This window comes from Amycolatopsis sp. NPDC051716 (genome assembly GCF_040681595.1).
Classification (GTDB): domain Bacteria; phylum Actinomycetota; class Actinomycetes; order Mycobacteriales; family Pseudonocardiaceae; genus Amycolatopsis.
The window spans coordinates 172,290-198,208 of the sequence record NZ_JBFAZA010000005.1 but is presented as its reverse complement, the minus strand read 5'-3'; the positions used below and the strand labels follow the sequence as shown (position 1 = coordinate 198,208).

The 25,919-nt window shown below is 69.0% G+C and carries 19 protein-coding genes; 2 read left to right on the top strand and 17 right to left on the bottom strand.

Going from position 1 to position 25,919, the window contains the following annotated elements; translation table 11 throughout:
* Positions 1–61: 61 nt before the first annotated feature.
* Both AB0M30_RS08715 and AB0M30_RS08710 read right to left on the bottom strand, forming a co-directional pair.
* Positions 62–703, bottom strand: coding sequence for a zinc ribbon domain-containing protein (locus AB0M30_RS08715; protein WP_233226161.1), 642 nt, complete (start codon positions 701–703; stop codon positions 62–64).
* Between the two features lie 61 nt (positions 704–764).
* A complete protein-coding gene (locus AB0M30_RS08710; protein WP_364581628.1) occupies positions 765–1,943 on the bottom strand; it encodes an MFS transporter in 1,179 nt (392 codons plus the stop codon).
* A 95-nt stretch (positions 1,944–2,038) separates the two neighbouring features.
* Here AB0M30_RS08710 and AB0M30_RS08705 point away from each other — a divergent pair, with 95 nt between their 5' ends.
* A complete protein-coding gene (locus AB0M30_RS08705) occupies positions 2,039–2,539 on the top strand; it encodes an Lrp/AsnC family transcriptional regulator (protein ID WP_013222590.1) in 501 nt (166 codons plus the stop codon).
* Between the two features lie 46 nt (positions 2,540–2,585).
* Positions 2,586–3,371, top strand: coding sequence for a M15 family metallopeptidase (locus AB0M30_RS08700; RefSeq protein ID WP_364581625.1), 786 nt, complete (start codon positions 2,586–2,588; stop codon positions 3,369–3,371).
* Between the two features lie 54 nt (positions 3,372–3,425).
* Here the strand turns inward: AB0M30_RS08700 and AB0M30_RS08695 are convergent, their stop codons facing one another.
* The 15 genes from AB0M30_RS08695 to rplL all read right to left on the bottom strand — a co-directional run bounded on the left by AB0M30_RS08695 (position 3,426) and on the right by rplL (position 25,904).
* Complete coding sequence (locus AB0M30_RS08695; RefSeq protein WP_364581622.1) at positions 3,426–5,189, bottom strand: hypothetical protein; 1,764 nt, start codon at positions 5,187–5,189, stop codon at positions 3,426–3,428.
* A 163-nt stretch (positions 5,190–5,352) separates the two neighbouring features.
* Entirely contained in the window at positions 5,353–9,264 is a 3,912-nt protein-coding gene (locus tag AB0M30_RS08690; protein WP_364581620.1) for a DNA-directed RNA polymerase subunit beta', read from the bottom strand.
* 88 nt (positions 9,265–9,352) lie between these two features.
* Entirely contained in the window at positions 9,353–12,856 is a 3,504-nt protein-coding gene (locus AB0M30_RS08685; RefSeq protein WP_364581618.1) for a DNA-directed RNA polymerase subunit beta, read from the bottom strand.
* A gap of 821 nt (positions 12,857–13,677) precedes the next feature.
* Positions 13,678–14,652, bottom strand: coding sequence for a hypothetical protein (locus tag AB0M30_RS08680; RefSeq protein WP_364581881.1), 975 nt, complete (start codon positions 14,650–14,652; stop codon positions 13,678–13,680).
* A gap of 82 nt (positions 14,653–14,734) precedes the next feature.
* Positions 14,735–15,322 carry a hypothetical protein gene (locus AB0M30_RS08675; protein ID WP_364581615.1) on the bottom strand — a complete coding sequence of 196 codons (588 nt, stop codon included), beginning with the start codon at positions 15,320–15,322 and terminating at the stop codon, positions 14,735–14,737.
* Positions 15,323–15,359: 37 nt separating this feature from the next.
* Positions 15,360–16,625, bottom strand: a complete 1,266-nt coding sequence (locus tag AB0M30_RS08670) for an MlaD family protein (protein WP_364581612.1) — start codon at positions 16,623–16,625, stop codon at positions 15,360–15,362.
* The gene (locus AB0M30_RS08665; RefSeq protein ID WP_364581610.1) at positions 16,625–17,797 is read right to left on the bottom strand and encodes an MCE family protein; all 1,173 of its coding nucleotides are present in this window, start codon (positions 17,795–17,797) and stop codon (positions 16,625–16,627) included. Before AB0M30_RS08665 ends, AB0M30_RS08670 begins: the two co-directional genes overlap by 1 nt.
* The gene (locus AB0M30_RS08660; RefSeq protein WP_360177614.1) at positions 17,794–18,978 is read right to left on the bottom strand and encodes an MCE family protein; all 1,185 of its coding nucleotides are present in this window, start codon (positions 18,976–18,978) and stop codon (positions 17,794–17,796) included. Before AB0M30_RS08660 ends, AB0M30_RS08665 begins: the two co-directional genes overlap by 4 nt.
* On the bottom strand, positions 18,975–19,961 hold the full coding sequence (locus tag AB0M30_RS08655; RefSeq protein WP_364581606.1) for an MCE family protein: 987 nt from the start codon (positions 19,959–19,961) through the stop codon (positions 18,975–18,977). Before AB0M30_RS08655 ends, AB0M30_RS08660 begins: the two co-directional genes overlap by 4 nt.
* Positions 19,958–20,986, bottom strand: a complete 1,029-nt coding sequence (locus tag AB0M30_RS08650; RefSeq protein ID WP_103342387.1) for an MCE family protein — start codon at positions 20,984–20,986, stop codon at positions 19,958–19,960. The genes AB0M30_RS08655 and AB0M30_RS08650 overlap by 4 nt, the downstream gene beginning before the upstream one ends.
* Positions 20,983–22,308, bottom strand: a complete 1,326-nt coding sequence (locus AB0M30_RS08645) for an MCE family protein (protein ID WP_364581604.1) — start codon at positions 22,306–22,308, stop codon at positions 20,983–20,985. Before AB0M30_RS08645 ends, AB0M30_RS08650 begins: the two co-directional genes overlap by 4 nt.
* Positions 22,305–23,141: an ABC transporter permease gene (locus AB0M30_RS08640; protein ID WP_364581602.1), complete on the bottom strand. Its 837-nt coding sequence runs from the start codon at positions 23,139–23,141 to the stop codon at positions 22,305–22,307. The genes AB0M30_RS08645 and AB0M30_RS08640 overlap by 4 nt, the downstream gene beginning before the upstream one ends.
* A 4-nt stretch (positions 23,142–23,145) precedes the next feature.
* Positions 23,146–23,898, bottom strand: coding sequence for an ABC transporter permease (locus tag AB0M30_RS08635; RefSeq protein WP_013222532.1), 753 nt, complete (start codon positions 23,896–23,898; stop codon positions 23,146–23,148).
* A 38-nt stretch (positions 23,899–23,936) separates the two neighbouring features.
* The gene (locus tag AB0M30_RS08630; protein ID WP_103342385.1) at positions 23,937–25,115 is read right to left on the bottom strand and encodes an ABC transporter ATP-binding protein; all 1,179 of its coding nucleotides are present in this window, start codon (positions 25,113–25,115) and stop codon (positions 23,937–23,939) included.
* Positions 25,116–25,520: 405 nt separating this feature from the next.
* Positions 25,521–25,904: a 50S ribosomal protein L7/L12 gene (rplL, locus tag AB0M30_RS08625; protein ID WP_103342384.1), complete on the bottom strand. Its 384-nt coding sequence runs from the start codon at positions 25,902–25,904 to the stop codon at positions 25,521–25,523.
* Positions 25,905–25,919: the final 15 nt, after the last annotated feature.

Sequence of the window (25,919 nt, the reverse complement as noted above, 5' to 3'; positions counted from 1 at the left end):
GAGAACGTGACGGAATTCGTGGGAACGAGGGGTGGAACGCCGGTTTCCGGAGGGACCCGGCTCAGAGTTTGGCGCCGCAATCGGAGCAGAACAGCGCTCCCGGCTTGTTGCTCTCACTGCCGCAGCCACCGCAGGCGACCTTCAAGGCCAGCGACGTCCCGCAGGACGAACAGAACTTGCCGCCATCCGCTTTCAGGCCGCAACCCGGGCAGCTGACCTTGGCCCGGGTGTCGAGGTCCAGGCCCGCCGTCCAGTCCTTGTCGCGGGCCTTGTCCCAGATCTGGTCGCGCTGGGCCGCGGCCTGGGCGCGCGAGATCTCCTCCGCGACGCTCGGCGAGCAGCGCAGGCACTGGCCGATCTCCTCGTTCCAGCACTGGTCCTGGCACATCCAGTCGCCGCAGCCGCGGCACTGGCGGAAGCTCGGCGTGATCTCCTCGACCGCCGCCGCCAGGGCCTTGTCCTTGGCCGGTGAGTTCGTCGCGCGGTCGTAGCGCCACTGGTCGGCCGAATTGCTCAGGTCGCGCAGCGTGCCGCCGAAGAACGAGCCCACCGCGCGAAGCACGCTTCGGCCGGTCTCGACGTTGTCGCGCTGGAAGGCGGAGCGGAAGCCGTTGCCGCAACGCTCGCAACGGAATTCGAACTGGTACCCCTGCGTGTTCGAGAGGTCCGAGAAGTTGTCCGTGAAGGGCACAGAGTCAGCCACGGCCCATCTTCGCCGCCCGGCGGCCGCCGCGGTGACGAGAGATTTGCCGACAACGGCCCGGCTACCGGCCGTCACGGGCGGCGGAGAACGCCAGCGGGAGCAGGGCCAGCACGCCGCCGACCACCGCGACCAGCCCGTACCCGCCGCCGGCGAACAGCGCCCCCGACCCCAGCCCGGCCAGCGCGGACGCCGACCAGACGACCGCGTCGACGGTGCCCTGCACCCCCCGGCGCGTCTCCGGCGCGAGGTCCCGGCTGAGCTGCGCGCTGCCGCCGACGAACACCAGGTTCCAGCCGTAGCCCAGGAGGAACAGCGCGATCGGCAGGCCGGACGTGTGCGCCGTCGGCGCCGCGAGCGCGGTCGCCGCCGCCAGCGCGAGGACGCCGAGGCCCGCGTTGACGGCGACGTGCGGACCCCAGCGGTCGGCGATCCGCCCGGACAGCGGCGCCAGCGCGAACATCCCGAACAGGTGCGCGCTCAGCACCCAGCCGACGACGCCGAGGCCGTGCCCGTGCGCCTGCAGTTGCAACGGCGTCATCGTCATCACCGCGCCCATCGTGAGCTGCGCGACCACCATCGCGACCAGCGGCCGCGCGAACCCGGCCGGCCGCACCGGGCCGGGGACGGCCGCGGTGAGCTCCCGCGGCGGGGGCACGTGCCGCGGGAGGAACGCCGCCGCCAGCGCCGCGCCCGCCGTGGCCAGGACCGCCACCGCGGCCGGGCCGGACAGCGACGGCCAGCCGAAGCCGGCCGCGGCGTCGGCCGCCGGAGCCATCAGGGCCGGCCCGGCGAGCGCGCCGACGGTCCCGCCCCAGACGACGGTCGCGAGCGCGCGCCCCCGGCGGTCCTCCGGGTACAGGTCCGCGGCCAGGTACCGCGAGAGCTGCGCCCCGCCGTTGCCCAGCCCGACCAGCAGGATGCCCAGCAGCAGCGGCACGACCGACGTCGCCAGCGCGCCCGCGAACGCCACCAGCGCGCCGGCCGCGGCGAGGCCGTAGCCACCGGCCAGCACCCGGCGGCTGCCCTGGACCGGCAGCAGCCTCCCGGCGCCGAGCGCGCCCGCCGCGGTGCCGAGCACGTTCGCCACGCTCGGCAGCCCGCTCCAGACCGCGCCGCTGCCGGCGGCGACGATCAGCGTGGCCGCCGTGCCGAGGCCGGCCGTGGCCGTGTTGAGCAACGCGACACCGGTGAACAGTGCCCCCATCGACCGGGTCCGCCCGGTCACCGTCGAAGTCCCCATGAGCAGCAACGTTAGGGAAATCCGGCCGCGGTTCGAAGGGCCGATGCACGGGATTTCGCTCGCCCCGGGCGCGCATCGGAAGGAAGATGAGGCCCATGACCTTCCGTTCGGAAAAGGCGCTGGACGACGTCGACTGGCGGCTGCTGGACCTGCTGCAGGCCGACGGCCGGCTGTCGTTCAAGGAGCTCGGGCGGCGGATCAACCTGTCGGCGCCGGCGGTGGCCGAGCGGGTGCGGCGGCTGGAGGAGACCGGGGTGATCACCGGCTACCGCGCCCAGGTCGACGCGCGGCGCGCGGGCCAGCCGCTGCAGGCGTTCGTCGAGATGCGGTGCGCGCTGAGCAGCTGCCTGCTGAAGACGTCGAAGTCCGAGGACTACCCGGAGGTCGTCGAGATCCACCGGCTGAGCGGCGACCACTGCACGATGCTGAAGATCCGGGCGGCGTCGCTCGAGCACTTCGAGGGGCTGCTGGAACGGCTGGGCAAGCACGGCGAACTGCGGTCGTCGGTGGTGCTGTCGACGCAGTTCGAAGGACGGCCGGTGCAGCCGCCGTCGGACGACTTCCTGCGCGCGACGACCTCGGAAGGCTGGTCCTGACCCCGACGGCGGCTGCGCGCCCGGGGCGAGCTGATAGACGAGAGGGATGCCGATCTTCACTCGCCGGGTGCGCGCTCTCGCCGTCACCCTCGCCGCGACGGCCGGTCTCGCCGTCCCCTCCCCCGCGCAGGCCGGCACTTCCGGGGCCTTCGTCGCACTCTCCGACGTCGCACCGTCGATCCTGCAGGACATCCGCTACGACACGCGGCACAACTTCGTCGGCCGCCGCATCGACGGGTACCGCCGGCCCATGTGCATCCTCACCCGGCAGGCCGCCGAAGGCCTGCGGCAGGCGCAGGCCCAGCTGCTCAAGCGCGGTTACACGCTCAAGGTCTACGACTGCTACCGGCCGCAGCGCGCCGTCGACCACTTCGTGCGGTGGGCCAAGGACCTCGCCGACGAGAAGATGAAGGCCGAGTTCTACCCGAACGTCGCCAAGGACCGGCTCTTCGCCGACGGGTACATCGCCGAGAAGTCCGGGCACAGCCGCGGCAGCACGATGGACCTCACCCTCGTGCGGATCCCGCCGCGGTTCCAGCGCCCGTACATCCCGGGCGAGCCGCTCGAGGCGTGCTTCGCGCCGCGGGACCAGCGGTTCCCCGACAACACCGTCGACATGGGCACCGGCTACGACTGCTTCGACCCGCTCGCCCACACCGACAACCCGGCGATCACCGGCGTCGCCCGGCAGCACCGCGACCTGCTGCGTTCGACGATGGCCGCGGCGGGCTTCCGCAACCTGCCCGAGGAGTGGTGGCACTTCACGCTGAACGGCGAGCCGTTCCCGGACACCTACTTCGATTTCCCGGTGTCCCGGGGAAGCCTGCACTGACAAGGAAAAGCGCCCCGCGGTCCACTGTGGACCGCGGGGCGCTCTGCTCGTGGTTTACGCCGAGCGGCGTCGGCGGGCGCCGAACACCAGGCCGCCGCCGAGGGCGAGCGCCAGCAGCGCGAGCGCGCCGAGGCCGAACGCGTCGACGCCGGTGCTGGCCAGCCCGGAAGCGCCGCTCTGGCCACCGCCGGAGCCGCCGGCCGCGGCGGTGGTCGTCGAGGTCGGAGCGGCGGCGGTGCAGTCGGCCGGGTTGGTGGGCACCGTCGGGAGCGGCGCGTCGCCCTCCTCGGCATCGACCCGCTGCGCGCGGCGATTCTCCGGCCCGCCCCAGACGCTGATCCACATCGGGTTCTCGTACTTGATCTTCCAGCCCGCCGGAGGCAGCAGGTACAGGTGGAACTCCGGCCCGGGTGCGACATCGAGGAACTCGAAGTGGCCCTTCGCGTCGGTGGTCCGCTCACCGACGACCGGGCAGTGCTGGTCGGACACCAGCACGACCTTGACCCCGGCGAGCCCCTGCTTCACGGCGCCCTGGTCGTCGAAGACGCCGATGTTGCCCTCGACGACGGCCTTGCCGCCCGGGACAGCCGCCTGCGTGTAGGTATCCGCGTGGTTTTCGCCGTCGACCTCGGAGTAGCCGAAGTCGCAGGCGGCCATGACGAATCCGCGGTTGAACGCAGCCTGCGGGACGGCCTCGGACACGTCGATCACGCGGGTCTCCCCGGGAGCGATCGTCACCCCGTTTCCGGCGAGGTCGCCCCAGCCGGGGGTCCTGCCGCTGAGCATGTAGGGGTCGCCGATGCGGTTGCAGGCGGCCACGATGCCGACGAGCGGGATCGGCCCGGAGTTGGACAGGGTCACGGTGACGTGCGCGAGATCGCCGACCTTGTAACTGTCCTGGGTGAACTTCATCGACGCCGTGAGTGCGCCGTTGAGCGGTGGTGCGCCGCGGAGATCCAGCTTCGTGCCCGCACCGATGCGGACGGTGTGCCACGGGAACAGCCAGCCGTTGACCACGTCGCCGCCGAGGTAGTAGTCCGCGGCCGGGACCTTGAAGGTGAGGTTGCCGTTCTCGTCGCTCGTCGCGGTGTAGCTGACGTCGCCGTGGACGTACCGGAGGGTGAGCTTGATCCCGGCCAGCTGCTCGCCCTTGTCGAAGGCGCCGTTGCCGTTCTTGTCGCCGTACACGACACCCGACGCCTCGCCGGGGGCCTGGACGACCTTCCTCGGCTCGTCGAAGGTGCCGATGCCGAAGCGGGAGTCGTCGAACACGACGCCCTTCACGCGCAGGGTGTTCTTGCTGATGTCCCGGACGTGCCCGGTCACCGTCAGCTCGTAGGTCTGCCCCGGCTCGAGCTTGATCCCCCGCCCGAGGGTCAGGTCACCCCAGCCCGGGTCCCACGCGACATCCAGGTCGGTTGGATCGTAGATTTCCTGGGAAACCCAGACGCCGGTCGCCGTGACGGTGCCGGTGTTCGTCAGCTTGAACTTGAAAGTGACGTCCTCGTTGGACGCGTACTCATCCTTGAGGCCGGTGATCAAGACGTCGACCTTCGCGCGTGGCGCGGGCTCGGCCTGCGGCTGCGCCGCCGGCTTGTTCTCCGGCTGGGTGGAACTCGGCGCCGTGCTCGGCTCCGGTGCTTCCGAACCCGCCGGTGCCTCCGATGTGGACGGCGCTTCGGACGTCGCCGGTGCGGTGGCGGTCGGTGTCGGCTCGTCCGCGGCCGCCGGGCCGGCGAACACGCTGGTCAGCACGGCCGCGGCCGTCAGCGCGGCGAAACCGCGCGCGAGAGATCTCGCGCTTCTGGATATGTTCACGAACAGTCACCCCTGATTACCCGTTGGAAACGCGCAAAGCCCCCGAACCGCGTGAACCGGCTCACTCTAGCGAAAGTCCGGACAGGTGAACACCTGATGGGGTGACGAAAGGAGGAAAGGCCCCCGCCGGAAACCCGGCAGGGGCCTTTCCTGTGACTCAGCTTCAGCGGAAGTCGCGGCCGAAGTCGTAGTCGTCCAGCGGAACCGCGGCACCGGTACCCGTACCGAACACGTCCGGGGTGTAGTAGCCGTCGTCGTAGGACGGGATCGCGTACGCCGCGACCCGGGCCTCCTCGGTCGGCTGCACCTGGATGTTGCGGTACTTGTTGATGCCCGTACCGGCCGGGATCAGCTTACCGATGATCACGTTCTCCTTGAGGCCCACGAGCTTGTCCGAGCGGCCGTTGATCGCCGCGTCGGTCAGGACTCGCGTGGTCTCCTGGAACGACGCCGCCGACAGCCACGAGTCCGTGGTGAGCGACGCCTTCGTGATGCCCATCAGCACCGGACGGCCCGAAGCCGGCTCGCCGCCTTCGGCGACCGCGGCCCGGTTCGTCGCCTCGAACTTGGTCCGCTCGGGCAGCTCGCCCGGCAGGAAGTCCGTGGCCCCGGAGTCGATGATCGTCACCCGGCGCAGCATCTGCCGGACGATGACCTCGATGTGCTTGTCGTGGATCGACACACCCTGCGCCCGGTACACCTTCTGGACCTCGTCCACCAGGTGGATCTGCGCCTCGCGCGGCCCCATGACCCGCAGCACCTCGTGCGGGTCCGGGGTGCCCTCGAGCAGCTGCTGACCGACGTGCACGTGGTCACCGTCGCCCAGCGGGCCGTTCGGGGTGTTCGCGAGCCGCTGCCGCTTGGACAGCTTGTCGAAGACGATCTCCTCGCCCCCGTCGTCCGGGATGAGGGTGATCTTCCAGAACCGCTCGCTCTCCTCGATCCGCACGCGGCCGTCGACGTCGGCGATGGGCGCCTTGCCCTTCGGGACGCGGGCCTCGAACAGCTCCTGGACACGCGGCAGACCGGTCGTGATGTCGTCACCGGCCACACCACCCTGGTGGAACGTACGCATCGTCAGCTGCGTACCCGGCTCACCGATCGACTGGGCCGCGACGATACCCACGGCCTCGCCGACGTCGACCAGCAGACCGGTCGCCATCGAGCGGCCGTAGCAGGTCGCGCAGATGCCGACGACCGACTCGCAGGTCAGCACCGAGCGGACCTTGACCTTCGAGATGCCGCTGGAGATCAGCTTGTCGATGGCCGGGTCGCCGATGTCGTCAGCGGCGTTCAGCACGACGTTGCCCTTGGCGTCCACCGCGTCCGTCGCGAGGTTCCGCGCGTACACGGAGGTCTCGACGTGCTGGTCGCGCAGGACCTTGCCGTCGCCGATGTCCTCGCCGATCGGCATCATGATGCCGCGGGTGGTGCCGCAGTCGGTCTCGCGGACGATGACGTCCTGCGAGACGTCCACCAGACGCCGGGTCAGGTAACCCGAGTCGGCGGTCCGCAGCGCCGTGTCCGCCAGACCCTTACGGGCACCGTGCGTCGCGATGAAGTACTCCGCCACCGACAGGCCTTCACGGAAGTTGGCCTTGATCGGACGCGGGATGTACTCACCCTTCGGGTTCGACACCAGGCCACGCATGCCGGCCAGCGACCGGACCTGCGTCATGTTGCCCGCCGCGCCCGACTTCACGATCACCGCGATCGGGTTGTCGTCCGGCAGCGCCGTCTCCATGATCTTGTGGACCTCTTCGGTGGCCTGCGTCCACACCTTGACGAGCTCGTTGTTGCGCTCGGCGTGCGACAGCTGACCGCGCTGGTAGCGCTTCTCCACCTGGGACGCCTTGCCCTCGTACTCGTCGAGGATGGCGGCCTTGCCCACCGGGGTGAGCACGTCCGAGATGGCGACGGTGACGCCCGAGCGGGTCGCCCAGTAGAACCCGGCGTCCTTCAGGCGGTCCAGGGTCTGCGCGACCTGGGTCATCGAGTACCGCTCGGCGAGGTCGTTCACGATCGCGGCCTGCCGCTTCTTCGGCATCGGCTCGTTGATGAACGGGTAGTCCGCCGGCAGCAGCTCGTTGAACAGCACGCGGCCCAGGGTGGTCTCGGCCAGCCAGGCCTTGCCCGGCTCCCAGCCCTTCTCCGCGAGCCGCGCCTCGTCGGCCTTCGCCGGCTGACGGTCGGTGATGCGGATCTTGACCGGAGCGTGCAGGCTCAGCGCCTTGCGGTCGTAGGCCATGATCGCCTCGGCCGGCGACGAGTACGCGTTGCCCGCGCCCTCGGCCGTCTCGGTGAGGCGGGTCAGGTGGAACAGGCCCGTGACCATGTCCAGCCGCGGCATGGCGAGCGGACGGCCCGACGCCGGCGACAGGATGTTGTTCGCCGACAGCATCAGGATCCGGGCCTCGGCCTGCGCCTCGGCCGACAGCGGCAGGTGCACCGCCATCTGGTCACCGTCGAAGTCCGCGTTGAACGCCTCGCAGACCAGCGGGTGCAGCTGGATGGCCTTGCCTTCGACCAGCTGCGGCTCGAAGGCCTGGATGCCGAGGCGGTGCAGCGTCGGCGCGCGGTTCAGCATCACCGGGTGGCCGGTGATGACCTCTTCCAGCACGTCCCACACCTGCGGCCGCGAGCGCTCCACCATCCGCTTGGCGGACTTGATGTTCTGCGCGTGGTTCAGGTCGACCAGCCGCTTCATGACGAACGGCTTGAACAGCTCGAGCGCCATGTCCTTCGGCAGACCGCACTGGTGCAGCTTCAGCTGCGGGCCGACGATGATGACCGAACGGCCCGAGTAGTCGACGCGCTTGCCGAGCAGGTTCTGGCGGAACCGGCCCTGCTTGCCCTTGAGCAGGTCGGACAGCGACTTCAGCGGCCGGTTGCCCGGGCCGGTGACCGGACGCCCGCGGCGGCCGTTGTCGAACAGCGCGTCGACGGCCTCCTGCAGCATCCGCTTCTCGTTGTTGACGATGATCTCGGGCGCGCCGAGGTCGATCAGCCGCTTGAGGCGGTTGTTCCGGTTGATCACCCGGCGGTACAGGTCGTTCAGGTCGGAGGTCGCGAAGCGGCCACCGTCCAGCTGCACCATCGGGCGCAGGTCCGGCGGGATCACCGGGACGGCGTCGAGCACCATGCCGCGCGGGTCGTTGCCGGTGGCCTGGAAGGCCGCGACGACCTTGAGCCGCTTCAGCGCGCGGAGCTTCTTCTGCCCCTTGCCGTTGCGGATGGTGTCGCGCAGGTTGTCGGCCTCCGCGGAGACGTCGAACTCGGTGGCCAGCTTTTGGATGGCCTCCGCGCCCATGCCGCCGGTGAAGTACTCGCCGTAGCGGTCGACGAGCTCGCGGTAGAGCAGCTCGTCGGCGATCAGCTGGCGGGTGTCGAGCTTCGTGAAGGTCGTCCAGACCTCCTCGAGGCGGTCCAGCTCGCGGCCGGCGCGGTCGCGCAGCTGGCGCATCTCGCGCTCGCCGCCCTCCTTGACCTTGCGGCGGACGTCGGACTTGGCGCCCTCCGCCTCCAGCGCGGCCAAGTCGGCTTCGAGCTTCTGCGCGCGGGCCTCGATGTCGGCGTCACGCTTGGTCTCGAGGTTCTTGCGCTCGACGCCGATCTCGTTCTCGAGGGTCGGCAGGTCGTTGTGGCGCAGCTCCGTGTTCACGCCCGTGATGACGTAAGCAGCGAAGTAGATGATCTTCTCGAGGTCCTTCGGCGCCAGGTCCAGCAGGTAGCCGAGGCGCGAGGGAACACCCTTGAAGTACCAGATGTGGGTGACCGGGGCGGCCAGCTCGATGTGGCCCATCCGCTCGCGGCGCACCTTCGCGCGGGTCACCTCGACGCCGCAGCGCTCACAGATGATGCCCTTGAAGCGAACGCGCTTGTACTTGCCGCAGTAGCACTCCCAGTCCCGGGTCGGGCCGAAGATCTTCTCGCAGAAGAGGCCGTCCTTCTCGGGCTTGAGCGTCCGGTAGTTGATGGTCTCCGGCTTCTTGACCTCGCCGTAGGACCACTGACGGATGTCGTCGGCGGTGGCGAGGCCAATCCGGAGCTCATCGAAAAAGTTGACGTCCAGCACGTCTAGATCCCCTTGGGGTTGTTTCGGCTAGAGGGGGTTGGCGGGCGAGCCGGGGCCCACGGGAGGTAGGCCCCGGCTCAGCTCGCGATCAGTGCACGACGTCGTCCACCGAGGGCGACTCGTTGCGGGACAGGTTGATGCCGAGGTTGGCCGCGGCGCGCTCGAGGTCCTCGTCGTCGGAGTCGCGCATCTCGATCGAGGAGCCGTCGCTGGAGAGCACCTCGACGTTGAGGCACAGCGACTGGAGCTCCTTGAGGAGCACCTTGAACGACTCCGGGATGCCCGGCTCGGGGATGTTCTCCCCCTTGACGATGGCCTCGTACACCTTGACGCGGCCGACCACGTCGTCCGACTTGATCGTCAGCAGCTCCTGCAGCGTGTAGGCGGCGCCGTACGCCTGCATCGCCCAGCACTCCATCTCACCGAAGCGCTGGCCACCGAACTGCGCCTTACCACCCAGCGGCTGCTGCGTGATCATCGAGTACGGACCGGTGGAGCGGGCGTGGATCTTGTCGTCGACCAGGTGGTGCAGCTTCAGGATGTACATGTAGCCGACCGCGACCGGGTACGGGTACGGCTCGCCGGAACGGCCGTCGAACAGGTTGGCCTTCCCGTTCTCCTTCACCATCCGCTCGCCGTCGCGGTTCGGCTTCGTGCTGCTGAGCAGACCGGTGAGCTCGTCTTCCTTGGCGCCGTCGAACACCGGGGTGGCGGTGTTCGTGCCGGGCTCGACGTCACGGAGCTCGGGCGACAGGTTCTTCGCCCAGTCCGGGTTGCCCTCGATCGTCCAGCCCTGCGAAGCCAGCCAGCCCAGGTGCAGCTCGAGGATCTGGCCGATGTTCATCCGTCGCGGGACACCGTGGGTGTTCAGGATGATGTCGACCGGGGTGCCGTCCTCCATGAACGGCATGTCCTCGACCGGCAGGATCTTGCCGATGACACCCTTGTTCCCGTGCCGGCCGGCGAGCTTGTCGCCCGGCTGGATCTTGCGCTTCTGGGCCACGTAGACGCGGACCAGCTCGTTGACACCCGGGGGCAGCTCGTCGTCGTCCTCGCGCGAGAACACGCGGATGCCGATGACCTTGCCGGTCTCGCCGTGCGGCACCTTCAGGGAGGTGTCGCGGACCTCGCGGGCCTTCTCGCCGAAGATCGCGCGGAGCAGGCGCTCCTCCGGGGTCAGCTCGGTCTCGCCCTTCGGCGTGACCTTGCCGACCAGGATGTCGCCGTCGCGGACCTCGGCACCGATCCGGATGATGCCGCGCTCGTCGAGGTCGGCCAGGACCTCTTCGGAGACGTTCGGGATGTCCCGGGTGATCTCCTCGGCGCCCAGCTTCGTGTCGCGGGCGTCGATCTCGTGCTCCTCGATGTGGATCGACGTCAGCACGTCGTCCTGCACCAGGCGCTCCGAGAGGATGATCGCGTCCTCGTAGTTGTGGCCCTCCCACGGCATGACCGCGACCAGCAGGTTCTTGCCGAGCGCCACCTCACCGTTTTCGGTGGACGGGCCGTCGGCGATGACCTGGCCGGCTTCGATCCGGTCGCCCTCGTTGACGATCGGGCGGTGGTTGAAGCAGGTGCCGTGGTTCGAGCGGCGGAACTTGTAGAGGCTGTAGCTCTTCCGCGTGCCGTCGTCGTGCATGACCGTGATCAGGTCCGCCGACAGCTCCTCCACCACGCCCGACTGCTCGGCGACCAGCATGTCGCCGGAGTCGATCGCGGCCCGCAGCTCCACGCCGGTGCCGACGTACGGCGCCTGGCTGCGCAGCAGCGGCACGGCCTGACGCTGCATGTTCGCGCCCATCAGCGCGCGGTTCGCGTCGTCGTGCTCGAGGAACGGGATCATCGCCGTCGCGATCGAGACCATCTGCCGCGGCGAGACGTCCATGTAGTCGACGTCGAGCGGGTCGATCAGCTCGACCTCGCCGCCCTTCCGGCGGACCAGGACGCGGTCTTCGATGAAGGTGCCGTCGTCGGAGATCGGCGCGTTGGCCTGGGCCTTGACGAACCGGTCTTCTTCGTCCGCGGTCAGGTAGTCGATCTGGTCGGTGACCCGGCCCTCGACGACCTTGCGGTACGGCGTCTCGATGAAGCCGAACGGGTTGACCCGCGCGTACGAGCAGAGCGAGCCGATCAGGCCGATGTTCGGGCCTTCCGGCGTCTCGATCGGGCACATCCGGCCGTAGTGCGACGGGTGGACGTCGCGGACCTCCATGCCGGCGCGCTCACGCGACAGACCACCCGGGCCCAGCGCGTTGAGGCGGCGCTTGTGGGTCAGGCCGTCAATCGGGTTCGTCTGCTGCATGAACTGCGACAGCTGCGAGGTGCCGAAGAACTCCTTGATCGCCGCGCCGATCGGGCGGATGTTGATCAGGGTCTGCGGGGTGATCGCCTCGACGTCCTGCGTGGTCATGCGCTCGCGGACGACGCGCTCGGTGCGCGACAGGCCGACCCGGATCTGGTTCTGGATCAGCTCGCCGACGGTCCGGATCCGGCGGTTGCCGAAGTGGTCGATGTCGTCGGTCTCGACCGGGATCTCGGTGTTGTTCGCCGCGGTCATCTTGTCCTCGCCGGCGTGCAGCCGGACCAGGTACTCGATGATCGTGACGATGTCCTCTTCGGTCAGCGTGCCGTTCTCGATCGGGGTCGAGAGGCCCAGCTTCTTGTTGACCTTGTACCGGCCGACCTTGGCCAGGTCGTAGCGCTTCGCCTTGAAGAACAGGTTCTCCAGCAGGGTCTGCGCGCTCTCCTTCGTGGGCGGTTCGCCCGGGCGGAGCTTGCGGTAGATGTCGAGCAGCGCCTCGTCGGTGCCGGCGGTGTGGTCCTTCTCGAGGGTGGCGAGCAGCGTCTCCGAGAAGGAGAAGCGCTCGCGGATCGCCTCGGTGGTCCAGCCGAGCGCCTTCAGCAGCACGGTGACCGGCTGGCGGCGCTTGCGGTCGATGCGGACGCCGACGGTGTCGCGCTTGTCGACGTCGAACTCCAGCCAGGCACCGCGGCTCGGGATGACGCGGACGCTGAAGACGTCCTTGTCGCTCGTCTTGTCGATGTCCTTGGAGTAGTAGACGCCCGGCGAGCGGACCAGCTGGGACACCACGACACGCTCGGTGCCGTTGATGACGAAGGTGCCCTTGTCGGTCATCACCGGGAAGTCGCCCAGGAAGACCGTCTGGCTCTTGATCTCGCCCGTGTTGTTGTTGACGAACTCCGCCGTGACGAACAGCGGGGCCGCGTACGTCATGTCCTTGTCCTTGCACTCCTCGATCGAGGCCTTGACCTCGTCGAAGCGCGGAGCGGAGAAGGACAGGGACATCGAACCGGAGAAGTCTTCGATCGGGGAGATCTCGTTGAGGACCTCTTCGAGGCCGCCGACCGGGTTCTCTTCACCTTCCTCGACACGGCGCTGGAACCACGCTTCGTCCCCGGTGAACCACTGGAACGACTGGATCTGGACGTCGAGCAGGTTGGGGGTGTTCAGGGGTTCGCGAATCTTTGCGAAGGAAACCCGCTTGGGCGCGCCGGGGATTCCCGTGGCCTCCGAGCGAGATTCAGCCGAGGTGGTCGCAGCAGTGGCCTGGTTCGCGGGAGAGACTGCCAAGATGCGTCCTTCCGGGGACAATGAGCGGTGACGGCCGCCATAGCAACAGCTATGAGCGACTGTCAAGGGTGCCGTGTGCCCACTATCCTAACTACCGGCTCCGGGCAGCCTGAAAGAGGGCAGCGCAAAGAGACAGTCTAGCCCGAACGTCGCGGTCTGTCCAGGGGGCGCTCCCGATGGGGCCCAGCCTGCTTCGCAACGTCTTCAGGTATGCCTCCGGGCGAGCCGGAGGTCCCTCCCGCAAGGGCCCCGGTTTCGCCGTTGGGAGTAAGCGTGACCCCACCGGAGCTTCCAGTCAAGATGCCACACGGGGGTCCCGCCGGTTGGCGCAGCGTGGAAGAGGGTCAGCGGAGCGTGAGCGGCCGAATATCATTCCAGCTACCCGCCGGTAACGCCACCTTGCGGGGCTCTACCTGGGGTTTCATGGGGTTCGAGGGGTATGGCGCAGGCCACTCGGGCTGAGTGGATCCGGGCGTGTCGGGAGCGGAGATTTCGCGGATCGGGGACGGATCGGGGGCTTCGGAGGTCCGGTTCGGAGGCGCGAGAGAGCGCTTACGGCCGTCCGCGGCGGTGTGAACGCGTGAGGCTCGCGGGGCCGCACCCACCCCGCCCACGCCTCACCCGCGGCGGCGTGAGTGCATGAGGCTCTCGCGGCGGCACCCACCCCGCCCCTCGCGCCACCCATGGCGGCGCGAGCACGCCACAACGCGCGGCGAGCCCTCCAGGGCCCGCGCGGCGTACCGCAGCGGCGTGACCACCCTTCGTGCCCGCACGACTACCCGGACCCGCCGTGCGAGAGACGCGGAGACCGCCCGGTGGACCTACTTGGACGGCGAGGGGGACGCCGGCGCCGACGAGGGTGCCTGCGACGCCGCCGGGACCTTTGGGGCGTTGTAGGTGTCCATGTCGGTGATCTTCCACTTGTCGCCCTGGAGCTGGGCGTTCAGGTGGAGCTGGGCCGTGCCCGCCGTCGTCTTCTTCGTGTCCGTGCGGGTCGAGGTCTGGTCGACGAAGACCATCACCTTCGCCAGGTCGCCGTTGAGCATGATCACCGCCGCGCGCGTCACCTTGCACGTCACGATCATCTTCTGGGCCGGCGCCAGCCGCTTCACCTCGCCCATCAGCGAGTTGTACTTGTTCTTGACGTCGTCGTTGGCGAGCAGGTCGTTCGCCGCGTCCTCGGTCTTCTTGATGTTGTTGAAGTCGTAGGAGAACAGCGCCTCGGCCGCCTTCGACACCGCGTCCTTGACCTGCGCGGTCTTCGCGACGTCCAGCAGGGCCGTGTTGCTCGTCGCCGAGGAGACCTGCACCTCTTCGGACTTGAACCAGAACGCCAGCCCGCCCAGGACCAGCGCGACCAGCACCAGCGCACCCGCCACGAGGTAGGGCCTCGGCACCTTCGAGCCCGCGGGCTTCTCCGGCTCCGGAGCCGCGTCCGAGACCGGGACCTCGGATTCCTCGGTCGGCTTCGCGATCCCGGTGTCCCGCTTCTTCCGCCGCGGCGCCGGCCGCGCCGGGGCTTCCTCCTCGTCGGCCGCGGGCTCACCGGTGAGCGCGTCGACCTGCGGCTCCTCTTCGGCACCGGTGCCGGTCTCGACCGGCGCGAACACCTGCGTGTCCTCGGCGGGCGCCAGGTCGTCGAGCCGCCCGCTGGTGGACTCCACCGGCTCGGCGGCCGGCCGGGGTGCCGGACGCGGTGCCGGCCGCGGACGCGGCTTCGCGGGCGGCACGGCGGGCAGCTGACCGGTCCGCTCGGCGGCGGTCTCGTCCGTCGGGGGCTTGCGCAGCCCGGCCACGCGGGGACGCCGCGACGGCGACGGGGTGCTGCGCGGCGGCTGGCGGCGGGAGGGGGGCACTACGGGCTCCTTCTGGGTAACGCTACTGGCCGGCCGCGACGAGCGGGACGCTGTCGATGCCGGACAGCTTCCAATCATCGCCCACCCGGGTCATCGAGACTTCGAGGCGCAACGGCTTCGCGCTGCTCTTGTCCCCTTGGGTGACGGTGGTGGCGATCGCGGCGAGGAAGCTGGCCTTGCCTTCGTGGTCGTCCAGCTCCTCGACGGCGACGTCCTGCACGTCCGTCGTGACCTTCGTCTTGGCGTCGGAGAGCGCCTTGCGGAACGTCGGCGCCGACTGGTCGATCTGCTGCGCCATCTTGTCGTCCGACACGGCCTTCTGCCGGGCGAAGAAGCCGTCGAGGTCGTTGTAGTCGACCTCGGTGTAGGCCTTCAGCGCGTTGGTGCCCGCCTTGACCACGGCATCGCGCGACGCCGCCAGGCCGGCGTTGTCGTCGTTCGCGGCCACCCACCACTGGACGCCGAAGATCGCCGCCGCGATGAGGCCGGCCAGTGCCAGTGCCGCGGCGCCGAGCACCAGGGTCCGCGAGGGATCCTTCGACGGCACCCCGGAAGACTCTGCGGAGGGCTCCTCCTCCACTGCCGTGGCGGCCGGCTCGTCCGTGCTCATGACACTCCAGGGTAGGTAACGGTCGTCAAAATCGGCGTCAGGTCAGGCCGAGCAGCGAGCCCAGGCTGGTGAGGCTGACGCCGGGGCTGCCGACGATGCCCGGCACACCCCGGGTGTTCCGCTCCTCGGCCAGCTCTTCGGCCGGCCGGTTCGCGTTGGCCGAGACGTCGCTGTCCGACGGCGCGACCGGCACCCCGCCGTAGGGCGCGTTCTGCGCCCCGCGGACGTTGATCGGGCTGCCCTTCGGTTCGGCACAGTACGCGTCTTCCTTCGCCGGCTTCGCGGAAAGGTCGTTCCCGGTGCGGAACTTCGAATACGGGAGGTACCCCTTGGTGCAGGCCGGCGGGTTGAACAGGTTGAGCACCAGGCCGAGATGCGCGGTGCCGTCGCCGGGCGCCACGCTGCTCGCCGCCCCGGCCAGCGCCGGGTAGGTGACCAGGCCCTGCTCGATCCCGTCGAGGCGGGTCACCGTCAGGTTGGCCGTGGTGAGCAGGTTCGCCGTCAGCGCGCCCAGGCCCGGGCCGGACTCCTGCAGCACCTGGCTGATCTGCGACGCCACCTGCGGCGTGACGCCGATGAGCTTGCGCAGGTCGCCGTCGGAGTTCTTCAGCGTGCCGGTGAGCTCGTTGAGGCTCTTGCTGAACGAGGCGAAGTTCGCCGCCTCGGCGTTCTGCGTGTCCAGCACCTGGCCGCCGGCGTCCAGCAGCTGGATCGTCTGCGGCAGGTACTGCTGCGCCGTCGTGGTGAAGCTGCGCGCGGTGTCCAGCAGCTTCTGCAGGTCGCCGCCGGTGCCGCGGAAGGCGTCGTAGGACTCGTCGACGACCGTGCGCAGCGAGTCCACCGGGACCGACGCGGCGAGCGAGTCGAGGTCGCCGATCAGCCGGTCGGTGCTCACCGGGGTGGTCGTCTTCGACGCCGGGATGACCGAGCCCGACGCCAGGTACGGGCCCTTGTCGGCCTTCGGCTTGAGGTCGACGTACTGCTCGCCGACCGCCGACCGGTTGGCGACGACGGCGTCGAGGTCCGCGGGCACCTTCGGCGCCGACGGGTCGATGTTCAGGTCGGCCTCGAGCCCGGTCTGGGTGAGCCGCATTTCGCCGACCCGGCCGATGTTGTAGCCGCGGTAGGTCACCTCGGCGTTGGTGAAGATGCCGCCCGACTCGTTGAGCTGCAGCTTCACCGTGTAGCCGTCGTTGCCGAACACGCTGCCGAGCCCGGCGAACCGGATCAGCGCGTAGACGATCGCGACGACCGAGATCACCACGAAGGCGATCAGCTGGATCTTCGTCCGGCGGATCAGCATCAGCCCGCACCTCCCGGCAGGAGCCCGAAGAGGTTGCCCAGGCCCGGCTTCGACTGCTGTTGCCCGGTGCCGGGGATCGGCAGCGGCGGCGGCTGGTTGGCCGGTGTGCCCTGGACCCCGCCGGTCAGGCCGGCCAGCGGCAGCTGCCCCGACAGGGCGTTCTGCCGGCTGTTGCCCAGGTTCTCGACGACGGTCTTCAGGTTCAGGTCCACCTTCGCGAACAGGTTGAAGTAGTCGCCCTTGACGCCGTTGACGGCCTGGTCGCTGAACGGGAACGTCAGCAGGATCTCCAGCGCCTTCGGCAGGTCGTTGCCCGCCTCGCCGAGCTTCTGCAGCGTCGGCGTCAGCGCCTTGAGGTCGGCGACGAGGTCCTTCTGCGACTTGTTGACCGTGTCGGTGGCGACGCCGGAGAGGTTGTCCAGCGCCTGCAGCATGGTGACCAGCTGGCCGCGCTGCTGCTCCAGCACGCCGAGCCCGGGCCCGAGGTTGTCGACCGCGCCGACCAGCTTGTCCTTCTGGTCGTTGAGGGTCGAGGAGAGCCGGTTCAGCCCGTCGATGGCCCGGGTGATGTTCTTCGACTGCCGGTCGAGGTTCGTCACCAGCTGGTTCGCGTTGTCCAGCAACGCCTTGATGTCCGGCTCGCGGCCGGACGTGGCGTTGTTGAGCTCCTTGGTGATGGTGTTCAGCTGGTCGACGCCCCCGCCGTTGAGCAGCAGGGACAGCGCCCCGAGCAGCTCTTCGACCTCGACGCTGCGGTTCGTGCGGGCCAGCGGGATGGTCGCGTTGTCGGCGAGCTTGCCGTGGGCCTGGTCGGCGCCGGGCGAGGCCAGTTCGACGTACTTCTCACCGAGCAGGCTGGACTGCTTGACGTTGGCGATCGCGTTGGCCGGCAGCTTGATGCCGCCGTTGACCCGCAGCGTGACCAGCGCGTGCCAGCCGTCCTTGGTGAGCCCGACGTTCTCGACCCGGCCGACCGGCACCTCGTCGACCTTCACCCCGGCCTGCGGGGTCAGGTCGAGCACGTCCCGGAACTCGACGTTCACCGTGTACGGGTGGTCGCCGAGGTCGGCGCCACCGGGCAGCGGCAGGTCGTAGATGCCCTTGAAGGCACAGCCGGACAAAGCGAGCGCGGACACGGTCGCCAGCGCTCCGACGGTCAGGAGCTTCTTCACTGGCCACCTCCGTAAAGCTGCCCGGCGATGGGCAGCGGCAGCGGCGGCAGCTGACCGGACTGCAGGGCCTGCACGGTCTGCGCCACGGACGGCAGCGGGATCACCTTGTCGACCACGCCGGCGATGCTCTCGCAGGCGTTGCCGAGCACGTCCGGGATGCTGTTGGTGCCGACCTGCTTGAGCAGCCGGCAGATCATCACCAGCGGCGGCTGGGTCAGCTCGTTGAGGTTCGGCCGGGCGTCGAGCGTGCCCGCCGCGCCGTTGTAGGTGTTGACCAGGTTGCTCAGGCCGACCGGGGCGACGTCCAGGATCTCGGCGAGCGAGCTGCGCTGGTCGACGAGCACCTTGGTGATGCCGGCCAGCTTGTCCACATTGGACTTCAGCCGGTCGTGGTTCTGGTCGATGAACGCCTGCACCGCGGTGAGCGTCGTGCCCAGCTGCTGCACGGTCGCGGCCAGGTTGTCCTTTTCGGACGCCAGGTAGCCGCTGACGTCGGCGAGCCGGCCCTCGAAGGTGCGGACCTGCTTGTCGGAGTCGGCCAGCGTCTGCGAGAACTTGCCGAGGTTCTCCACGGTGGAGAACAGGTCGTCCTTGTTGCCCGACAGCGTGCCGGCCGCCTGGCCGAGCTTGGTGATCGTGTCGTGCAGGGCCTGGCCGTTGCCGTCGACGTTGGCCGCCGCGGTGTTCAGCAGGTTCGACAGCGACCCGGACTTGTTGGCGCCGTTCGGGCCGAGGGTCTCGCTGACCCGGGCCAGGCTGGACGCGAGCTGGTCGACCTCGAGGGGCACCTCGGTGCGGTCGAGGCCGATGACCGCGCCGTCGGAGATGCGCGGGCCGCCGGTGTAGGCCGGGGCCAGCTGGACGTAGCGGTCCGACACCAGCGACGGCGCCACGATGAGCGCCTTCGCGTCGGCCGGGACGGCGACCGAGCGGTCGTACTCGAAGTCGACCTTCACCTGGTTGCCCATGGGCTGGATCTTGGTGACCGTGCCCATGTCGACGCCGAGCATCCGCACGCTGTTGCCCTCGTACAGGCCGACGGCGCCGGCGAAGTACGCGGTCAGGTGGTTGCGGCCGGCGTCCTTGAGGGTCCACCAGATCCCGCCGGCGACGACGAGCGCGAGCACGATCGCGATGGTGAAGCCCCGGGTCAGGGCCATTCCGAAGCGGGTGTCACTCATTTCGTGTAGCACCCCTCTTCGTTGATCGGACCGAACGACGGCAGCAGCAGGCCGCAGATGTAGTTGTCGAACCACCGGCCGTTGCCGATGGTGTTGGTGAAGACGCGGATGAAGGGCGCGAACTTCTTGAGCCCCTCGGCCAGCGAGTCCTGGTTGCGCTGCAGCATCGACGTCAGCTGGTCGAGCTGGGTCAGCACCGGGTCGAGCTGCTTGTCGTTGTCGTCGATCAGGCCCTGCAGCTGCGTGGCCAGCTGGCGGGAGCCGTCCAGCAGCGCGGTGATCGCGTCCTCCCGCTTGGCCAGCTCGGCGAGCAGGTCGTTGCCGTCGGTCAGCAGCTTCTGCACCTCGGCGTCGCGGTCGACCAGCGTCTGCGACACCTCGCGGGTGTTGGCCAGCAGGTTCGACAGCTGCTGGTCACGCGAGGCGATCGTGTCCGACAGCTTCGACAGCCCCGACAGCGCGCCCTTCACGTCCTCCGGTGTGTTGGCGAAGGTCTGCGAGATCGTGTCGAAGCTCTGCGCCAGCTGCTTGGTGTCGATGTTGTCGACGGTCTGGGACAGCCCGCGGAAGGCGTCGAGCACGTCGTAGGGCGCCATCGTGCGGTCCCGCGGGATGCCGGTGCCCGGGTTCAGCGCGCCCTCGCCCTGCGGGTCCAGCGACAGGTACTTCTGCCCGAGCAGCGTCTTGATCTTGATCGCGGCACTGGTCCGGTCGCCCAGCCAGGCGTCCTTGACCTTGAACGACACCTTCACCGACGCGCCGTCGAGCGCGATGTCGCTGACCTTGCCGACCTTGACGCCGGCGATCCGGACGTCGTTGTCCTTCTGCAGCCCGGACGCCTCGCTGAACTCGGCGCTGTAGGTGGTGCCGCCGCCGATCACCGGCAGGTCGTCGGAGTTGAGCGCGGCGGTGAAGGCGAGCGCCAGCACGACGATCCCGACCAGCGCGATCGGCACGGGGTTGCGCTTCTGGAAGGACTTCATCCCTGGCACCTCGCCCGGTTCGCCGGAATCAGGGGCAGGGCGACGTCGTTGATCAGTGGCGGCAAGCTCACGCTCCCGGAGAACTCACAGGCGTAGAAGTTGAACCAGGAGCCGTAGTCCGCGGTGCGGGTCAGCGTGCTCACCTTGGTCGGCAGGAACTGGATGAAGTGCTCCAGCTCCGGCTCGTTCTTGTTCAGCGCGCTCGTCAGGTTCCCGAGCGCGCTGATGTCGTTCTTCAGCGGCTCGCGGACCTCGCCGAGCAGCCCGGACGTCGTCTGGGCCAGGTTGCCGAGGCTCTCGATCGCGTCGCCGATCGGCTTGCGGTCGGCGGCCAGCCCGGACACCAGCTGCTGCAGCTTCACGATCAGGTCGTTGAGCTGCGGGGTGTGCGCGTTGACCGTGTCGAGCACCGAGTTGAGGTTGTCGATGACCTCGCCGATCACCTGGTCCTTGTCGGCGATCGTGGTGGCCAGCGACGCCGTGTGCGACAGCAGGCTCTCCACGGTGCCGCCCTCGCCCTGCAGGACCTGGATGACCTCGTAGGACAGCTTGTTGACGTCCTCGGGGTTGAGCGCGGTGAACAGCGGCTTGAAGCCGTTGAACAGCTCGGTCAGGTCCAGCGCCGGCGTGGTCCGCTCCAGCGGGATGGTGCCGCCGGGCTGCAGGGTCTTGCCGGCGCTGTCGTCGCCCTCGCCGAGCGAGACGTACCGCTGGCCGACCAGGTTGCGGAACTTGATCTGCGCGGTCACCCCGGCGGGCAGCGTGCGGCCGGCGTCGACCTCGAACTCGACCTCGGCCTGGCGCTTGTCGACGATGTGCACGTCCTTGACCTGCCCGACCCGGACGCCGGCGATGCGGACGTCGTCGTTGGGCAGCAGCAGCGTCGCGTCGGTGAAGCGGGCCTTGTAGGCGTTGGTGCTGGTGGTGTTGATGTTGGCGATGCTGATCCCGAGGATCGTCGTGAACAGCACGGTGACCACCACGAAGATGCCGAGCTTGATCAGCGGCGCGAGCAGGCCCCTCACTTGACCGTCACCTCCGCACCCCGGTACAGCGGGCCGACGAGCAGCGAGCTCCAGCCCGGGACGTCGGCCGCGCTCATGCCCAGCTGCGGGCCGAGCAGGTCGGCCAGGAAGCCCTGCTCCGCCGTCGAATACGCCAGATCACCACCGCTGCCGCCGTTGCCGGCCGCGTCGGCCTTGAACTTGGCCGGGTTGAGGCCCTCGCCGACGCTCTTCGGCGCGGCCTGGTGCAGCGTGCCGTCCTTGAACGCGCCGTCCGGCGGCTCGGACGGGAACGGCTTCGGGATGTCCTTGATGTCGTAGCAGCGCGGGCCGCGCTTGTCGTCGAACCGCGGCTCTTCCTTGCCCGCCTGGTAGGGCGCGCGCGGCACGATGATCTCGATGGTCGCGTGCAGGCCGGGCTGGTTGGTGCCCTTGCCCAGCGCCTGGTCGATCAGCGGCACGTTCTTGGCCATCTGGGAGATCACGCAGGGGTACTCCGGCGCGTACTTCGCCAGCAGTTCGGCCGTCGGCCGGGCGGTGTCGACGAGGGAGATGATGTTGTCCTTGTTGTTCTGCAGGAACGTCTGCAGGTCCACCGAGGCCTGGGTCAGGGTGCCGTAGAGGTTCGACAGGTTCTGCCGCTCGTCGACCACGGTCCGGGTCGTCGTGCTCAGGTTGTCCAGGCTCTGCACCAGGTCCGGGGCCGCGTCCTTCAGGTGGTCGGAGAACTCCGCGAGCGCCTTGAGGTTGTGCTGCAGCTCCGGCTCGTGGGGGTTCAGCTCGCCGATGTAGGTGCCCAGTTGCGAGAGCGTGTCGCCGAGCTGGTCGCCGCGGCCGGACAGCGCCGTCGAGATCGCCGTGAGCGTCGCCGACAGCTTCTGCGGCTGCACCGCCTGCAGCACCGGCATCAGGTGGGAGAACGCCTGCTCCAGCTCGACCGCGCTCGACGTGCGGTCCTGCGGGATGACGTCCCCGCTGGCCAGGGTCTTCGCCGACGGGTCCTTCGGGATCTCCAGCGAGACGAACCGCTCGCCGAAGAGCGTCTTGGGCAGGAACCGCGCCGAGACGTTCTCCGGGATGAGCTTGGCGGACTCCGGCTGGAGCGCCAGGGTCAGCTCGGCGCCGTGGTCGGTGGCGACGATGTCCTGCACCGAGCCGACGATCAGCCCGCGCACCTTGACGTCGGACTGCTTGATCAGCTGGTTGCCGATCTTGTCGGCCTGCAGCTTGACCGTGACGACGGGTGTGAACGCCTTGTCGTAGAGCGCGATGGACAGCGCCACCCCGCCGACCATCACGGCGATGAGCAGCAGGCCGAGCAGCCTGCGTCGGAGCGTCCTCATCCCGCGATCCTTACCGTGACGTCGGTTCCCCAGATGGCGAACCCGATGAAGAAGTTCATGATCGACACCGTGACGATGGACAGCCGCACCGCCTTGCCGACCGCGACGCCGACACCGGCCGGGCCGCCGGTCGCCCGGTACCCGAAGTAGCAGTGCGACAGGATGATCAGGACGCTGAACAGCAGCACCTTGATGAACGAATAGAGCACGTCCTGCGGTGGCAGGAACAGGTCGAAGTAGTGGTCGTAGGTGCCGGCCGACTGGTGGTAGATGTAGATGACGACCAGTCTCGACGCGAGGTACGAGCTCAGCAGGCCGATGATGTAGAGCGGGATGACCGCGACGAACCCGGCGATGATCCGCGTCGTGACCAGGTACGGCAGGCTCGGCACGCCCATGACTTCCAGCGCGTCGATCTCCTCGGAGATCCGCATCGCGCCGAGCTGGGCGGTGAACCCGGCGCCGACGGTGGCGCTCAGGGCGAGCCCGGCGACCAGCGGGGCGATCTCGCGGGTGTTGAAGAAGGCGGTGAGGAAGCCGGTGAAGGCCGACGTGCCGATCGAGTTCAGCGCCGAGTAGCCCTGGAGGCCGACGAGCACACCGGTGAACAGCGTCAGGCCGACCATCACGCCGACCGTGCCGCCGATGACCGCCAGCGAGCCGGAGCCGAAGCTGACCTCGGCCAGCAGCCGGAGCACCTCTTTGGTGTAGCGGCGCAGCGTCCGCGGCGTCCACAGCAGCGCGCGGCCGTAGAACGACATCTGGTCACCCAAGGTGTCCAGCGTCTGGAGGGGTCGATTGGCGACGCGTTTCGCGCCCTGGAGGAACGTCATAGCGCTAGTCCAGCTTTCCGGGCACGATCTGCAGGTAGATCAGGGTGATCACGAAGTTCACGACGAACAGCAGCAGGAACGTGATGACCACCGACTGGTTCACCGCGTCCCCGACGCCCTTCGGGCCGCCGGAGGGGTTCAAGCCCCGGTAGGACGCGACGACGGCGGCGATGAACCCGAAGATCAGCGCCTTGAGCTCACCGACCCAGAGGTCGGGCAGCTGCGCGAGGGCGGAGAAGCTGGCCAGGTAGGCACCCGGCGTCCCGCCCTGCAGCACGACGTTGAAGAAGTAGCCGCCGAGCACGCCGATGACGCTGACCATGCCGTTGAGCAGGAGGGCGACCAGCATCATGGCCAGGGTGCGCGGCACGATCAGCCGCTGGACCGCGGAGACGCCGAGCACCTCCATGGCGGCGATCTCTTCGCGGATGGTCCGCGCGCCGATGTCGGCGCAGACGGCGGAGCCGCCCGCGCCCGCCACCAGCAGCGCGGTGACCAGCGGACTGGCCTGCTGCACGGTGGCGAGCACGGAGCCCGCGCCGGTGTAGGACTGCGCGCCCAGCTGGCGGGCGAGCGACCCGAACTGCAGCGAGATGACGGCGCCGAACGGGATGGCCACCAGGGCCGTCGGCAGGATCGTCACGCTCGCGATGAACCACGACTGCTGGATGAACTCCCGCAGCTGGAACGGGCGCTGGAACAGGCCGCGGACGATGTCCAGGCCGAGAGCGAACAGGTTCCCGGTCTCGCGGAGCATGCCGATCCCGGGAATCTTCGCCTGTGTTGCGGGAGAGCTCACCGGCCACCTGGCCCGTTGTTCGGTGGCATTCGGTGCGTGCCGGTTCTCGGCGGCTGGCCGCCGCCCGGGATGCGTGCCACCTGTTCGGCGGGCAGCTGCCCGTGGTGCTGGTTCGGGACACCGCCGTCACCCTGCGGGCGCGCGCCGACCTGCTGCGGCTGCCCGCGGTGCGGGCGCACGCCGTAGTGGCGCTGCTCTTCCGGGCTCAGCGACTCGATGATGCTTTCCTGCGCGGCCGGCGGCAGCCGGTGCATGATCTCCATGACCCGGTCCTTGCGGCGGACGGCACCCATCCGGGTGGGCACGCCCGGCGTCGGCTGCATCTGCGGCGGCACGCCGGAGACGTCCTCGACCCCGCCCGCGTGGTGGCCGGCTTCGAACATCGCCTGCTCGGCGGCCATCTGGGCGCTGTCCTTTTCCTCGGACATGCCGATCGGGCCCTGCATCTTGCCGTTGAGGAACTGCTTGACGACCGGCTCTTCGCTGGTCAGCAGCACCTCGCGCGGGCCGAACATGACCAGTTCCTTGCGGAAGAGCATGCCCAGGTTGTCCGGCACCGTGCGGGCCAGGTTGATGTTGTGGGTGACGATCAGGAACGTCGCGTCGATCTGCGCGTTGACGTCGAGGAACAGCTGCGAGATGTAGGTGGTGCGGACCGGGTCGAGGCCCGAGTCCGGCTCGTCGACCAGGATGATCTCCGGGTCGAGCACCAGCGCGCGGGCCAGGCCGGCGCGCTTGCGCATCCCGCCGGAGATCTCGCCCGGCAGCTTCTTGTCGGCGCCGTTCAGACCGGTCATGTCGAGCTTTTCGAGCACGATCCGGCGGATTTCCGTCTCGGACTTCTTCGTGTGCTCGCGCAGCGGGAAGGCGACGTTGTCGTAGAGGTTCATCGAGCCGAACAGCGCGCCGTCCTGGAAGAGGACACCGAAGAGCTTCCGGATCTCGTACAGCTTGTGCTCGGAGCAGGTGACGATGTCCACCCCGTTGATCATGCAGCGGCCGCGGTCGGGCTTGAGCAGCCCGATCATCGACTTCAGGAAGACCGACTTGCCGGTCCCCGATGGGCCGAGCATGGCCGACACTTCGCCCGGGGGGAGCGTCAACGTGACGTCCCGCCAGATGGCCTGCTTACCGAAGGACTTCGTCAGACCTTCGATGACCACCTCGGCACCCATCGCACCTCCAGGAGCTGTTCCGCGTCATTGCGCCCGCTGCCACACCCTGCCACCCACGCCGGCGGCGAGTGTGGGCCCGTGGCGCCCACGAACCCGCGTCAACCAGGTGCAACGAGCTGAGTGCGAACAGGTTACTCACCAGTTTTCTTTTCTGGCCAGCCCCGGGTTCATCGTCACCCCGCCGTGATCGCCAACTGGCAGCACGGTAGCCCAAACGGGGCAATGGCGCAGGTCCGGGCGGCCCCCGATCCACGATTTAGGGACCCCGGGGCGATCCGGACACCGCTCCTAGGGGTTGCGGCGGGCTCGCAGCTCAGGAAGTCGTAGACGCGGAAAGGGGCGGGCATCCGCAGTGGATGCCCGCCCCTTTCTCGAGGTGGTGCAGAGGCGCTTGCGCGCCCGGAATCACTTGATGGAGATCTTGGCGCCCGCAGCCTCGAGCTTCTCCTTGGCGGCCTCGGCGGCCTCCTTGTCGACCTTCTCGAGGAGGGCCTTGGGAGCGGCCTCGACCAGCTCCTTGGCCTCCTTCAGGCCCAGGCCCGAGACGACCTCGCGGACGACCTTGATGACCTGGATCTTCTTGTCACCGGCGCCCTCGAGGACGACGTCGAACTCGTCCTGCTCCTCGACCGGGGCGGCAGCGGCGGCGGCCGGGCCGGCGGCGACGGCGACCGGCGCGGCGGCGGTCACGTCGAAGACCTCTTCGAATTCCTTCACGAACTCGGACAGCTCGAGGAGGGTCAGCTCCTTGAAGGCGTCGATCAGCTCGGTGGTGCTCAGCTTCGCCATGATGGCTTCCTCTCA

What these genes read in the sequence shown, in the direction of transcription:
- AB0M30_RS08710 (WP_364581628.1), bottom strand. Translation starts at nt 1,943, where the DNA reads ATGGGGACTTCGACGGTGACCGGGCGGACCCGGTCGATGGGGGCACTG.
- AB0M30_RS08705 (WP_013222590.1), top strand. Translation starts at nt 2,039, where the DNA reads ATGACCTTCCGTTCGGAAAAGGCGCTGGACGACGTCGACTGGCGGCTG.
- AB0M30_RS08700 (WP_364581625.1), top strand. Translation starts at nt 2,586, where the DNA reads ATGCCGATCTTCACTCGCCGGGTGCGCGCTCTCGCCGTCACCCTCGCC.
- AB0M30_RS08675 (WP_364581615.1), bottom strand. Translation starts at nt 15,322, where the DNA reads ATGAGCACGGACGAGCCGGCCGCCACGGCAGTGGAGGAGGAGCCCTCC.
- AB0M30_RS08670 (WP_364581612.1), bottom strand. Translation starts at nt 16,625, where the DNA reads ATGCTGATCCGCCGGACGAAGATCCAGCTGATCGCCTTCGTGGTGATC.
- AB0M30_RS08660 (WP_360177614.1), bottom strand. Translation starts at nt 18,978, where the DNA reads ATGAGTGACACCCGCTTCGGAATGGCCCTGACCCGGGGCTTCACCATC.
- AB0M30_RS08655 (WP_364581606.1), bottom strand. Translation starts at nt 19,961, where the DNA reads ATGAAGTCCTTCCAGAAGCGCAACCCCGTGCCGATCGCGCTGGTCGGG.
- AB0M30_RS08645 (WP_364581604.1), bottom strand. Translation starts at nt 22,308, where the DNA reads ATGAGGACGCTCCGACGCAGGCTGCTCGGCCTGCTGCTCATCGCCGTG.
- AB0M30_RS08640 (WP_364581602.1), bottom strand. Translation starts at nt 23,141, where the DNA reads ATGACGTTCCTCCAGGGCGCGAAACGCGTCGCCAATCGACCCCTCCAG.
- AB0M30_RS08635 (WP_013222532.1), bottom strand. Translation starts at nt 23,898, where the DNA reads ATGCTCCGCGAGACCGGGAACCTGTTCGCTCTCGGCCTGGACATCGTC.
- AB0M30_RS08630 (WP_103342385.1), bottom strand. Translation starts at nt 25,115, where the DNA reads ATGGGTGCCGAGGTGGTCATCGAAGGTCTGACGAAGTCCTTCGGTAAG.
- rplL (WP_103342384.1), bottom strand. Translation starts at nt 25,904, where the DNA reads ATGGCGAAGCTGAGCACCACCGAGCTGATCGACGCCTTCAAGGAGCTG.